Origin of the sequence: Gilvimarinus agarilyticus, assembly GCF_000832015.1 — a bacterium.
GTDB lineage: Bacteria > Pseudomonadota > Gammaproteobacteria > Pseudomonadales > Cellvibrionaceae > Gilvimarinus > Gilvimarinus agarilyticus.
In genome coordinates, this window is record NZ_JXCJ01000001.1 from 3,479,245 (window position 1) to 3,492,288 (window position 13,044).

Here is a 13,044-nt window from a genome sequence, read left to right on the forward strand (position 1 = left end):
AGATCCTATTTATGGACAGAAGCCACTACCTGCCAAGGACACTCCCTGCAGCTTTATCAGCCCGATTACTTCGGCTGACAGCGGCCATGCTGCTGTGCTTTGTAGCGATTGTCACAAGTCATCATGGCATGGCGGTGTCACTCACCGAGCTTGGCGACACAACCCAACCGCTGGGTAAACACGCCCATTATTGGCAAGAGTCTGGCGAGTCAACCCAGGCTGAGCTCGCCACTGTTATCGAGCATTGGCAAGCGGGTAAGTTTATCCCCAGCCGCCATTCGGTCATGAGCTTTGGTATTAGCGCCCCCAGCACCTGGATCGTGCTGCCGGTGAGCAATCAAGGCAACCACATTAAAGAACGCCGCCTTTATATCGACACTCCCTGGCTCAATCGTATCGATGTGTACTTGCTGCACGGTAACAAATTAGCGCTTAAACGGCAGATGGGCGATGCCTACCATTATGGTGAGCGCTCCGAGCAGCTTACCGGTTTTATCCTGCCGCTGGAATTTGCGCCCGGTGACAACCTATTAGTATTACGGCTACAAACGCCCGACCCCATGATGGTGCCTTTGCGCCTTATTACTCCCCAAGCACTAGAGAATTTTGCAACGAACAGTCTGTTTAGTTATGGCCTAAGCTACGGCTTTTTACTCGCGCTAACGTTTTACAACGCCATGCTGTTTATTGGCCTGCGCGATCGACGCTACTTTCTATACACCTTTTATTTGCTGTGTTTTACCGCCTCAAATTTTTCTTATACGGGACACGCCTTTGCCTGGATTTGGCCCAACTCACCGCTGTGGCAACAGTGGGCTCAGCCAGTGTTAATGAACTTATGTGGCTCCAGTGGTTTGCTGTTTACTCTGGCATTTCTCGACGTGCGCCGGCGCTTTGTTTTTGGCTACCGTATCACGCTCGGTCTAATCGCTCTGGTGGCCGTGGCAATTGCCATCACCTACCTGCTAGGCCAACAGGGCGCCGCACTCTACGTGACCTTTTGTTTTATGGTTACCTTCCCGCTGTTGATGCTAGCACTGGGTATCCACCAAATTTGCCATAAAAATCAAAGCGCCTATTACTTTGTGGCCGCCGTCTTGGCAGGGCTTACCGGTATTTTTATTACTGCTATCACCACCTGGGGCTGGATTGCCAGCAGTGAGTGGCGCTTTAGGGCTGCCGAAATCGGCATGCTGATCGAGGCCACCGCCCTGGCGCTGGCTCTGGCGTCACAGTTTAGGCGCACTCAAATTGAGCAGCAGCGCGCCGAACAAGACGCCAACACCGATGCCCTCACCGGGCTATCTAACCGGCGCGCTTTGTACCGCCAGCTAGAACAATTATCCAGCGACGCCCAGCGCCACCACCGGCCGCTAAGCGTTATTATTATGGATATCGATCACTTCAAAAAGCTCAACGACACCTACGGCCACGCAGGCGGCGATGTGGTACTGCGCCGTGCGGGGCAAGTCATTGCTCAAAGTGTTCGGCTGGAGGACATTGCCGCACGCTGGGGCGGCGAAGAGTTTATGATTGTGATGCCGCAAACCGCCGCCGATGCCGCGCTCGATTCGGCCGAGCGTTTGCGTACTCTGCTGGAGGCCCAGCACATACCTTACCTGGGGCACTCCTTACAACTAACAGCAAGCTTTGGTGTGGCACAGTTTTTACCGCAGCAAGAAACCATTGAGCTGCTGCTAATGCGCGCCGACAAAGCCCTGTACCACGCCAAAATAACCGGTCGTAATCGCTCCTGCCTATGGCAACCTGAGCTGGCGGACACGCCCGAGCCCACCCCCTAGCCGCACGGCCAATCAGATTTGACAGCTCGGCTGAATCGGATTCGTTATAAAATCTCAATACAATCGCGGCCCGCTCGCTTAGCCCGATACAGGGCATCGTCAGCGCGCAACAAAACATCTTTAATGTTTTCATCGGTAGCTCTGAGCATCGTCATCCCACCACTGATCGAGCAGAAGATTTCATGGCCATCCGATTTAAACGGCTTACCGGTTATGGATTGACGAAGTCGGTGCGCCACTGTCTCGGTCGCAACCATATCGCTACGAGGCAACAAAATAGCAAACTCCTCGCCCCCTACCCGGCCCAATAAATCATCGCCTCGTAAAATCTTGCGCCAGCGCTGGCACGTGGCCTCCAGCACATAATCGCCAGCGGCATGGCCGTAGCAGTCGTTCACCTTTTTAAAGTGGTCTAGGTCGATCATCAAAATTGCCAGTGGATACTGCTGCTCCCGCGCGCGGGTAAATTCGGCGGCGGCACACTCAAGAAAGTGGCGGCGATTCATTTCGCCGGTAAGCGTGTCCACACAGGCGATATGGCGTAAGCTCGACTCCAGTAATCGGTGAGAGGTAATATCCCGAAAAAACCACACGCGCCCCAGGTACTGGCCGTCATCGCTTTGCAGCCCGACACTGTGGCGCTCCAACACCCGGCCATCGGTCAACTCAATTTCACACAAATCTGCCTCTGTAGGGCTGGCGTAAAGCTGGGCAAGCCTAGCCAAAAAAGGCTCAGGCGACTTTAAGAGGCTCTGGGCCGGGGCCAATAACGTTTCTTCTACTATGGTGCCATCGGCCCGCTGATGCTCTGCCACGTAATCATTTGCAATCTGCCATGTGTCTAAAAAGCGCTGATTAAATGACACCACCAAGCCTTGGCCATCGACCACCAATATGGCATCTGGCGAAGCCTCCTGTATCGCCTTTAACAGAGTTCGGTCAAACACAACCGATGGCGACGCAACCGCAGGATTAGCTTGAGTGTGCATAATCTCATCCAAATGGTTACCCGACACGGGGTAAGAATGTTGTTGTAGGGCCCTAAAACCCGCGTAAATAGCTGGCGCAAAACGTATAACACCTCTCACAAATACACGTCCATTACACGACATTACAGGCCACACTAATCCCGTAGGCACACACCCCGCTGAGCGATTGCACGGCCCTGCAAAACAATTCAGCGCTCGGCTAGCCCTCTTTATGTCAACGTTGTCACAGTTTGACAAGTAATCGCCGTCACACCTTGTGATTATTGCAAGGTGTGACGCCACAACTCCCACCGGTGCGTACAGTGATTGTGCGACTCTTTGCCTAGGGCATCGCACAAGGAGACGCCCCTAAGCCATCGCTTGGAGGCAAATACCAATAATCAACAGGGTCATCGCTATGAATTTTTCACACACGCTGGGGGTGCTCAAACAGTACTGCACCATTGCTCTGATTTTGGCTGCCGGCGCCGCTACAGCCAACGCCCGAGGGGCCACCGTCGACTTACTGGTTTTATACGATAACTACTCCGCCGGTTATTTTGGCGGAGACCCACAAACGGCCATGAACAACTGGGTTAACCAAATGAATGCGGCCTACGCCGACAGTCAGGTGGACGTGCAATTGCGTTTAGTCGGTGTGCGTCACAACGAACAAGGCGGCGCTAACCAAGGTGAAGTGCTCAATAATGTTCGCCTAAACAGCAATGTCGCCGCCCTGCGCAATCAGTTAGGCGCCGATTTTGTCTCGCAAATGCACAGCACCGGGGCCTGTGGTGTGGGCTATGTCGCGGTCGATGCCAACTGGACGTTTAATGTGGTGCACCCAGGTTGCGGCCCCATGGTGATGCTGCATGAGCTGGGCCATAACATGGGTATTAATCACTCGCGCAAACAAGGCGACACCCGAGGTGCGCGCTTTGGCTACGGGGTGGGTTACGGCGTACAAAACGTGTTTGTGGACGTGATGGCTTACGAAGGCGTGTTTAATACCTCCCGGGTTAATCGCTTCTCTAACCCCAACCTGATTTGTCGCGGCTACCCGTGCGGCTTACCGGTGGGCCACCCACAAGAGGCTTACGCTGCGCTGGCGATTCACAATGTGCGCGACGAGATTGCCGGATTCCGTGCCACCGCCGGCACCAGCGGGCCGGTACAGCTAGCCCAACACTGCAACTACGGCGGCTATAACGTCGGGCTCACGCCGGGTAATTACAATTTAGGGCAACTGATGGCCAAGGGCATTGTGAACGACGATATTTCATCCGTGCGTGTGCAACAGGGCTACAAAGTCGAGCTGTTCCAGCACGATAACTTCACCGGCAATATGCTCACCCGAACCGCAGACGACAACTGCCTGAACAACGAGGGCTTTAACGATGATGTAAGCTCCTTGCGGGTATCAAGCGTGAGTGGCTTTAACCAAACCATTCAGGCTGAAAACTACGCCGCCATGGCGGGTGTTCAGTTAGAGAACACCACCGATGCGGGCGGCGGCCAAAACGTCGGTTGGATCGAGAGTAACGACTGGATGGCCTACAACGGCATCACCATTCCAAGCTCGGGCAACTACACCATTGAGTACCGGGTTGCGAGCCCAAGCGGCGGCCGCTTGTCGTTGGATTTAAACGGCGGTGCCACCTTGTTAGGCGAGCGCGATATTCCAGCAACCGGCGGCTGGCAAAGCTGGACCACCGTGTCCCACACAGTTTACATCAACGCCGGCACCTACAATTTTGGGGTTTTCGCGCAAGCCGGTGGCTGGAACCTTAACTGGTTTCGTATTCGTCAGTAATCCGCACGAAACAACTCCGCGTCAATACTGGCGCGGAGCGCTATGTTTAAGGACACTATATGAATAAAACACTCATGGCACTATGCCTGCTTTCAGTTGCAGCGGCGGGCCTTTGGTTTGCGCTGGACTCCGCCCCCCATTCATCCGCTGCGGGGCAAAGCCGTGCGGCGCCCGACCAGCCCGCACCCATCGCCGCGGCTACGCGCAAGGTGGGCCACAACCCCGGCACCGTCGCTACCGTGTCAGCGGCACACGCTAACAGCACACCCACTGCGAACAATAACGCCATCGACAACGCCCAGCCCTCGTTCGAAGAGCGGCTCGGTGTCATGCAACAGCGTCGCCCCAACCGCCATTACGACGAAGCCGAAGTACGCGCCGCCGTACAGCGCGATAGCGCCTGGAGCAGCGAGACACCCGACAACCTAGACGAGCTGCCACTTGAAAGCGAAGCGCTCAACGATGGCCGCCAAATTATTACCTTTGACCCACTGAAGCTCGAAACCTTAATGCCCGGCGATCAGGTGAAAGTCAGCATTGATGAAACCGGCGAGCAATATACCGTTAATATCAACCGCATAGAACAGCACGATTACCACAGTATCAGCTGGTACGGTGAAATTGATGGCAACGATGGGCAAACCTATCAGGTCAGCTTTACGCAGGGTGACACCCTGACGGTGGGGGGGCTCAGCACCCCCGATGGCAACTACCAGTTACAAGCCCACGGGGACGCCGGTTGGATTGCCTCCAGCGCCTCGCTGTTTAAAGTGCAAGAAGGCCAAACCGACGCTATTGTGCCTGGCGAATTAAAGCACTGAACCCAATGCGAAATTTCTCAGTTGAGTCGGTAGTGGCCATATGCAGCTGGGTGTACCAATGGTCTCGCTCAAAACATCAATAAAATGGCGGCTGACACGTTAATAAGTTCTCAGCCGCCTGGCAGAGGCTGCAAAAAATGTTTTCGTCGACTATTGAACACGGCGACGCAATTTACCCGCTCATCTCCCGCACCACACCCGCCCGGATACAGCGCAACACACCGTACTCGTAAACGCCTTCAAGCGCGTCAAACACCGGTTTCAACTTAAAAGGCTCGTCGTCGTGGGCGAGCATCACATCGACAATATTATCGTGCTCGCGTTGCGGCAACTCCACCACTTCGGCAACCTCCAGTTGGCCCTGCTCAATCAAGCCCGCCAGATGAGTAAATACCGTGGTCTCCGTCAGCTCGCGCTGGCGCGCAATCGCAGGGATATCCATACCGGCTTTGAACAGGGCAAAGGTTTCGTGCTCGGTGGCGCGAACATTTTGTGGGCTACCGGCGTACTCGGCCAGGCTTTCCACATGGGTATTCACCGCCGCGACAAAGTCTTCGCCGTAGTGCTCCAGCTTACTGGTCCCGACGCCGGATATACGCCCCAAAGCCTCCAGTGATTGCGGCTGGTGACTAACCACCTCCATTAAGGTGGCGTCATGAAAAATCATATAGGGCGGAATATCTTGCTCAGAGGCCAAACGCTTGCGCAATTCGCGCAGCGACTCCCACAAGACTTTATCGGGGCCCATTAATGAGCCACCGGCATTGGCGCGGGATTTTTTGCCTGGCGCGGTGGTTTTAATGTCTTTTCGCAGCTCGATGCTGTCGTCGCCTTTTAATAAAGCGCGGCATTTTTCAGTCAACAATAAGCCGCCATAGCCGGCCACGTCTACTTCTATAATGCCGCGCGCGGCCAACTGGCGAAACACTGAACGCCACTGGTTGGCGTCCAGCTCAGAGCCTATACCAAACGTGCTGAGTTTTTCATGGCCAAACTGCTCTACTTTGGGCGTGGCTTTGCCCAGCAGTACATCGATTAGATGGTTCACCCCAAATCGCTGCCCGGTGCGATAACAACAACTCAGCGCCTTTTGCGCGACCACTGTGCCGTCAAATGTTTGTGGCGGGGTTAAGCACGTGTCGCAGTTGTTGCAGGGGGTATGATCGTGCTCGCCAAAATACGCCAACAGGGCCTGCCGCCGACAGGTGGTAATCTCGCACAGGCCGAGCATGGCATCGAGCTTGTGGTTTTCGGTACGCTTGTGATCGTCCGAGCCCTGGGATTGGCTCATCATCTGCTTTAATTTAAGTACATCTTGCACACCGTACGCCATCCAGGCCGTCGCATTTTGCCCATCGCGGCCCGCCCGGCCTGTCTCTTGGTAATACGCCTCAATACTTTTGGGCAAATCCAAATGGGCGACAAAGCGCACATCGGGTTTATCAATGCCCATACCAAACGCGATGGTGGCGACGATGATAACGCCCTCTTCGCGCAAGAAGCGCTCTTGATGGCGCTGCCGGGTAGGCCCGGGCAAGCCGGCGTGATAGGGCAAGGCGGTGAAACCTTGTTTGCTAAGCCACTCGGCGGTGTCATCGACTTTGCGGCGCGACAAACAATAAACGATACCGGCGTCGTCCGGATGCTCATTGTGCAGCAGGCGCAACAACTGCTGGCGCGCATCCTGCTTTTGCTCGATGCGGTATTGAATATTGGGCCGGTCAAAGCCGCTGACAAATTGCGCGGCATCCTCCAGTTGCAGGCGCGTAATAATCTCGGCGCGGGTGCGATCATCAGCCGTGGCGGTTAAGGCCACCCGTGGCACATGGGGAAACTGTTGATGCAACAGGCTGAGCTGTAAATAGTCTGAGCGGAAGTCGTGCCCCCACTGAGACACGCAGTGGGCTTCATCGATGGCAAACAGCGACAGGGGTAATTCGTGCAGCATATCAAGTGTGCGCTGCTGAATCAGGCGCTCGGGCGCCACATACAAAATTTTAATCTCGCCCTGGCGCAGCCCTTGCTCGATCGCCCGCACCTCATCAAATGCGAGGCTCGAGTTGATGTAGGCGGCACTGATGCCAAGCTGCGCCAACGCGTCCACTTGATCTTGCATCAGGGCAATCAGGGGCGAGACGATCACCCCCACCCCATCGCGCACCAGCGCGGGGATCTGATAGCACAGTGATTTACCGCCGCCGGTGGGCATCAACACCAGCGCGTCTCGCCCGGCAATAACGGTATCGATAATGTCGGCTTGCGGGCCGCGAAAGGCCTGATAACCAAAGGTATTTTGCAGTGTCTGTAGGGCAGCTTGATTCATGGAATGGAGTTTAGCAGTTTTCACCTGCCTCACCCACGAGACAACTGACGTAAAAACCCACCATAACACTATTGATAATTATTAGCGTTTGCATTAATGTGCTAAAGAATTAGATGAAAACAGAGGATCTTCACGATGACCGACCTAAGTAGCGCCAATGTCGGCCTGGTATTCGGTACAGACACCGGCAACACCGAAGAAGTCGGCGATAAAATCTCAACCGCTCTGGCCAGTCAGGGCGTGGTGGTTGAGATGCTTAACGTAACCGACGCCTCCCCGGAACAAATCGAAGCCTTTGATTTTATTATTATGGGGATTCCCACCTGGGACTTTGGCGGCATTCAGGAAGACTGGGAAGATTTTGAAGAGCAGATTCTGGCCACCAAGCTCACGGGTAAAACCGTTGCTCTGTACGGACTGGGCGACCAACTCGGTTACGGCTACTACTTTGTCGATGCGATGGGCTGGCTCAACGAGCGAGTCTTAAAAGCAGGCGCAACCGTGATCGGCCACTGGTCCACCAAGGGTTATACCTACGACGAATCTCTGGCCGTCAATGCCGAGAAAACCGAGTTTTGCGGTTTAGCCATCGATGATGACCAACAATTTGAGCTAACCGATGAGCGTATTGAGCAATGGGTCGAGCAGATCGTGAAAGAGTACGAGCAAGCCAACGCCGCTTAACACAACGCCCACACACCGGAGAGCCCCATGAATAAGCACTCAGGCAACAAACAGTTTTTGTGCGATAAACACCGGGCGCTCGCCCTGCACAACCCCGAGCAAAGCAAACGTTTGTGTTGTAAGTTGCGCGCCATGGCGCGAGATTACATCAGCCAGCAGCGCTGGGATGAGGCCGTACCCGTGTGCGGCACCGCTTTTGAGACGGCCGATATTCTGCTGCGCCAGGATAGCAACAGCAAATATGCCACAGAGCGCTACCTGCGCAGCGCCATTGAGCTGAGCTACACACTGCGCAAAAGCCGCCATCAACCCGACTTAAGCGCAATGGTTGATTTAGTGCAACAACGTTTAGCCCCCTTCCATGCTCCTGCGCCGCTGCAAACACTGCTCGCCCCACTGGTCGACATCGCATTTTCGGCACTTAGCGATGTGGACGACTGGATGGAGATGCTCCTCGCCATGGATGACGCTCACCGCCAAACCCGTCACTGAGGCGTAACTACCTTATTGCCTGACAGCCCCAAAGCTCGCTATAGTGCGGCGCAATAACCGGGTGCCATCGCACCCGCTGCACGGCTGAAGAGGTCAATACAGTGAACCCGACAACAACTACCGGCGTAATCGCGCAAACGAAACATTGGTTTGAGACGGTGGTGCTCGGGCTTAACTTGTGCCCCTTCGCCCACGCCCCCGCCAAGCACAACCGCATTCGCTTTGCGGTATTTGATGAGTCCCAAGGGTTGGGATTACTCGAAGTGCTGGCCGATGAGGTGACGCGGTTACAAAACGCCTCAATCGACGAAATGGAAACTACCCTGCTGATTTTACCCGAAGGGTTTGAGGATTTTTACTTTTATACCGTGACCGTGCAGCAAGCCGACAGCTGGCTCAATAAACAGCGGCTGCAAGGGGTGTATCAAATAGCGCACTTTCACCCCGACTATCAGTTTTCTGATACCGATTACGACGAGCGCAGCAACCTTACCAACCGCTCGCCCTACCCCATATTGCATCTGCTGCGCGAACAGAGCCTAAGCACCGCCATTGATAACGGCGCCGATACCGAGTCGATTCCGGCACGCAATATAGAGCGAATGGAGAGCTTAACCGAGCAAGAGGTTGCGCAGCTATTTGATTATTTAGCCCGCTGAGCCTCGCCCCACAGGGTTAGCGTCACCTCTTAAAAACGCGCGTTAAAAAACTCCAGTGCATAACCCCAATTAGGGGCAGCGGTGTGACCTTGATCGTGCTGTCTAAACGCCATATTTCCCCGTTGCAATAAAGTCCCTACGGACGGGTATTGCGTGTCTTTAAGGCTGGCACCTCCGAGTAAGTGGTAGGCTTCGCTGGCCGCACGCAAGGCCAAATAGCTGCCCTTCGGGTCTACCCACTCATCGCCCGTGTAGCCCGCTCCAATAAAAATAGGGCGCGGTGCAGCCAGCGCTAATAATTGGTGAGAATCCAACGGTAAGTCGTTGACGGTTAACGGCCCGGCGTATTTTAAGAAATTGCCAGCCATCCAGTGATACTCACCCGCAGCGGCGACATTACCAATTTGCTCGCCATAATTACGCCGCCATAAGCTCGCCCCAGCTTCACCCGATGAACTGATATAACCACCGGCAAAACGATCGTCAAAAGCCAGGGCCACCAGCGCCGCCTTACCATAACGCGAGTGGCCAAACACAACCACCTGCTCGCCCTTTACACGTTTTTCCGTTTGTAAATAATCGAGCGCCCGGCTAGCGCCCCACCCCCAAGCTCGCAGCGCCCCCCAGTCTCTGGTACTGCGCGGCGCCCCGGAATTGGCCAACCCGATAATACCAGTCGTTAACCCGGCGCCAGTGTCGGCCTGCACACTGGTTGGCACATATTCGGCGTAGCCCCACCCCGCCTGCAGTACTTGTTTTTGCCAGTCGGTTATTGATTGATAAAACTCGCGACGCTTATCCTGGCTCATCCGTGAGGCAAGATGTTCGACAATGTCTAAGTCCCACTGAAACGCCAACACCACCGGTACCGGGCCACTTACCCCCGCCGGAGTCGTCAGTGTCATGTCAATGGCAACGGATGAGCGACTATCATCCGCAGAAATGACGCCACTGATGCGTTGATGCCGTACCGGCGTCGCTCCCACTAGACTAAAGGTGGGGAACGACTTCTGCCACTGTACCTCTGGCAACCGCTCGGGTACTTCACCGTAAAACTCCTGAGCAAATATAGAGCGTAAGCGTTGGCGCTCGGCACGCCACTCGGCGGGGCTCGCTATGACGTTTGCGGTTGGCGGTTGCAGTAGCGGGGGTAAAGAGCCCATTTGCGCGTTCGCTAGGGCTTCATCATAATTAACTGGATTAACAGCGGCACTGGGGTCGCCGTTTACGCCTGGGCGCACAGCGCTAATACCCAGTTCAGCTAAAGTACGCGCGTGGTCCTGCTCAGCGGTTAACCCGGCTTTTGCAGTGCTAGATGGCACAGGGGATACAAGGCTACAACCCGCCACTAACACCACCAGTATTACAACCAAAATACACCTTGTTAATGCGGGCATAGCGCCTCCGTTAGTGCTTCGCGTTAATTAAATCTCTTGATAATCGAGATCGCTAAGCGCTGGTTTTTTGTGCTTTTCATTGATGCTACGCAGCTGTTCGGAGTAATGTTTGATTTGCGTGATATCAATAAAAGTACCCAACAACTGCTTCGGCCGTCCACGCTCATCCCGCTCATACACCGCGTCAAAGGCATAACACCAAATCCAATACCCATCTTTATGCCAAAAGCGATATTCCATCTCCAGAAAACTGGGGCCACTTAACGTCAACGCTTTTTCAACTTGCGCATTAATACTGTCAATTTCATCTGGGTGAAACAGCGAAGAAATATCATCGATCGCATTCAAATCGTCTTTGGTGTAGCCGGTTAATTTGGTGTACTGCTGATTCACAAAGGTATTGGTTTCACTCGACAGGTCGTAAATATACAAACCGCAAATCGCCAAATCGACAACGGTTTGCAAAAAACTCTCGCTCTCGGCAAGTTTGCTCTCGGCCGCTTTAAGATCGCTTACGTCGGCAGATGAGCCGATTATGCGGTAAATCTCGCCCAAATCATTCATCAATGGGTACAGCGAAGTCTTCCACCACGTCGGCTTGCCGTGAATGGGAAAGCTTTCGATATAAGACATAGGCCGGCCCGTTTGCCGGCAGCGTTGATAGCGTGACTCAACTTGCTCGGCAATCGCTACAGGCATTATATCGGGTGCCAACGCCAACACTGACTTACCCTCTAACTCGTCCGGCCGCACGCCTAACGCTTTCGCGATGGCGGGGTTAATTGATTTGTACAACACCTGCCCATCGCTGGTGCAGTCCAGAACACAAACACCGTAGCTGGTTCCGGTATAAATAGACTCCAGCAGTTGGTTTTTTTCCGACAGGCTAAGCTCCATGTCTTTGCGCTGCTGGATATCCTCTAAAGTGCCGCACATCAGTTGCGCACCACTGGTAGCGCACGTAACGCACTTGCCGTGCGCGCGAAACCAACGTAAATCCCGACTGACGGTTACCCCTAGAAACTCGATATCAAAGACGCCGCCGCTGGTAATATGACGCTCTAGCTCGGTAAAGAACATCGCCTGATGATCTGGCTCGATATGCGCTTCCCACAAGCTCATACTGATATCACTGGGCTCGCGCGGATAGCCCAACAACTGCCAAAAAGCCGGCGACCACCACAGCGAGCCTGACTCGACCTGCCACTCCCACAACCCTTCGTGGGTGGCCGAGCTAATACGCTCCAGCCGGCTATTGATCGCTTGCAGTTGCTGCTGCTGCGCCAAACGCTCGGAGATATCCGTCACCGAGGCGTACACCTGATTGCCCGCCGTATGCTCGCGCTTGACGAGCTTAAGCTCTACGGGAATTTTATTACCGCTGCGATGAATACCCTGTGCAACGCACTCGGGCAAGTGGGTGGGAACAGCAATGTCAGGCGAAAAAAATGTGACTAAAGCCTCACGAGTATCACTGGCCGCATTGAAATCAATCACTGTATCAATCGTCTGCCCCACCAACTCGCGGGGACTGTAGCCAAACAAGTCACTCGACGCACTGTTAGCCATACTGATCCGGCCATGGCTGTCGATGACCATCAGGCCGATAGGCGATGCGTTCGCAGACTCGCGCAAGTTGTACTCGGCATCGTACCGGGCTTTTAATTCAAGCCGCTCCAACTTTTCGTTATTGGCCGCCTCCATCGCCTGGCGCAGCTGACGCATGCTGGGAATCTTCAGGGCTTTGGGCATAATCCACAGCAGCCCTATTGCGGTCGCGAATGCCACTAAGGCGGTTAACCCTGAAAGTATCGCGTGGGTCCCAAAGCTACCAATCCAAACCGTATAAACCCGATAACAATGGTTAAAGCCACAGAGTAAAATAAAAACGGAAAATAACGTAATCAAGCGGGGGTAGCGCAAATCGGTGCGTTTACGGCGAAAAACCAACAAGCCAATCGCGATGATAAAAAAAGACAAACCCAGCAGAGTATCGGCAGCAACCTGAGTCCACACCAGAGCGGGCTGCCAATGGAGGTTATGACCCAAAGGGAGAAAATCCTGACGAAAAAAATCTAACCACAT

At 54.3% G+C, this 13,044-nt stretch carries 10 protein-coding genes; 6 read left to right on the forward strand and 4 right to left on the reverse strand.

All coding sequences use genetic code 11. The features are described from left to right. Window positions 1-128 precede the first annotated feature (128 nt). Window positions 129-1,802 (forward strand): sensor domain-containing diguanylate cyclase, encoded by a 1,674-nt coding sequence (locus tag SD69_RS15075; protein ID WP_198144110.1) that lies wholly within the window; start codon window positions 129-131, stop codon window positions 1,800-1,802. 44 nt (window positions 1,803-1,846) lie between these two features. Here the strand turns inward: SD69_RS15075 and SD69_RS15080 are convergent, their stop codons facing one another. After that, a complete protein-coding gene (locus SD69_RS15080; protein ID WP_052481208.1) occupies window positions 1,847-2,791 on the reverse strand; it encodes a sensor domain-containing diguanylate cyclase in 945 nt (314 codons plus the stop codon). 397 nt (window positions 2,792-3,188) lie between these two features. Between SD69_RS15080 and SD69_RS15085 the strand changes: the two genes are divergently transcribed. Continuing rightward, window positions 3,189-4,583: a carbohydrate-binding protein gene (locus SD69_RS15085; protein ID WP_052481209.1), complete on the forward strand. Its 1,395-nt coding sequence runs from the start codon at window positions 3,189-3,191 to the stop codon at window positions 4,581-4,583. A gap of 59 nt (window positions 4,584-4,642) precedes the next feature. Continuing rightward, window positions 4,643-5,404, forward strand: coding sequence for a hypothetical protein (locus tag SD69_RS15090; protein ID WP_041523863.1), 762 nt, complete (start codon window positions 4,643-4,645; stop codon window positions 5,402-5,404). 172 nt (window positions 5,405-5,576) lie between these two features. On the opposite strand, the gene recQ is transcribed toward SD69_RS15090, so the two are convergent. Beyond that, window positions 5,577-7,727 carry a DNA helicase RecQ gene (recQ, locus tag SD69_RS15095; protein ID WP_041523864.1) on the reverse strand — a complete coding sequence of 717 codons (2,151 nt, stop codon included), beginning with the start codon at window positions 7,725-7,727 and terminating at the stop codon, window positions 5,577-5,579. A 135-nt stretch (window positions 7,728-7,862) separates the two neighbouring features. Here recQ and SD69_RS15100 point away from each other — a divergent pair, with 135 nt between their 5' ends. The 3 genes from SD69_RS15100 (at window position 7,863) to SD69_RS15110 (ending at window position 9,562) form a co-directional block, all read left to right on the forward strand. Next, window positions 7,863-8,411, forward strand: a complete 549-nt coding sequence (locus SD69_RS15100; protein ID WP_041523865.1) for a flavodoxin — start codon at window positions 7,863-7,865, stop codon at window positions 8,409-8,411. Window positions 8,412-8,438: 27 nt separating this feature from the next. Continuing rightward, complete coding sequence (locus SD69_RS15105) at window positions 8,439-8,903, forward strand: hypothetical protein (protein WP_041523866.1); 465 nt, start codon at window positions 8,439-8,441, stop codon at window positions 8,901-8,903. Between the two features lie 101 nt (window positions 8,904-9,004). Beyond that, on the forward strand, window positions 9,005-9,562 hold the full coding sequence (locus SD69_RS15110; protein WP_052481210.1) for a DUF1415 domain-containing protein: 558 nt from the start codon (window positions 9,005-9,007) through the stop codon (window positions 9,560-9,562). A gap of 29 nt (window positions 9,563-9,591) precedes the next feature. On the opposite strand, the gene SD69_RS15115 is transcribed toward SD69_RS15110, so the two are convergent. Then, window positions 9,592-10,959, reverse strand: a complete 1,368-nt coding sequence (locus SD69_RS15115) for an alpha/beta hydrolase family protein (RefSeq protein WP_041523867.1) — start codon at window positions 10,957-10,959, stop codon at window positions 9,592-9,594. 27 nt (window positions 10,960-10,986) lie between these two features. Then, window positions 10,987-13,044 (reverse strand): PAS domain-containing protein, encoded by a 2,058-nt coding sequence (locus SD69_RS15120; protein ID WP_041523868.1) that lies wholly within the window; start codon window positions 13,042-13,044, stop codon window positions 10,987-10,989.

Excerpts from the sequence above, each read along its gene's own strand:
- SD69_RS15075 (WP_198144110.1), top strand. The coding sequence starts at position 129 with ATGGCGGTGTCACTCACCGAGCTTGGCGACACAACCCAACCGCTGGGT.
- SD69_RS15080 (WP_052481208.1), bottom strand. The coding sequence starts at position 2,791 with ATGCACACTCAAGCTAATCCTGCGGTTGCGTCGCCATCGGTTGTGTTT.
- SD69_RS15085 (WP_052481209.1), top strand. The coding sequence starts at position 3,189 with ATGAATTTTTCACACACGCTGGGGGTGCTCAAACAGTACTGCACCATT.
- SD69_RS15090 (WP_041523863.1), top strand. The coding sequence starts at position 4,643 with ATGAATAAAACACTCATGGCACTATGCCTGCTTTCAGTTGCAGCGGCG.
- recQ (WP_041523864.1), bottom strand. The coding sequence starts at position 7,727 with ATGAATCAAGCTGCCCTACAGACACTGCAAAATACCTTTGGTTATCAG.
- SD69_RS15100 (WP_041523865.1), top strand. The coding sequence starts at position 7,863 with ATGACCGACCTAAGTAGCGCCAATGTCGGCCTGGTATTCGGTACAGAC.
- SD69_RS15105 (WP_041523866.1), top strand. The coding sequence starts at position 8,439 with ATGAATAAGCACTCAGGCAACAAACAGTTTTTGTGCGATAAACACCGG.
- SD69_RS15115 (WP_041523867.1), bottom strand. The coding sequence starts at position 10,959 with ATGCCCGCATTAACAAGGTGTATTTTGGTTGTAATACTGGTGGTGTTA.
- SD69_RS15120 (WP_041523868.1), bottom strand. The coding sequence starts at position 13,044 with ATGTGGTTAGATTTTTTTCGTCAGGATTTTCTCCCTTTGGGTCATAAC.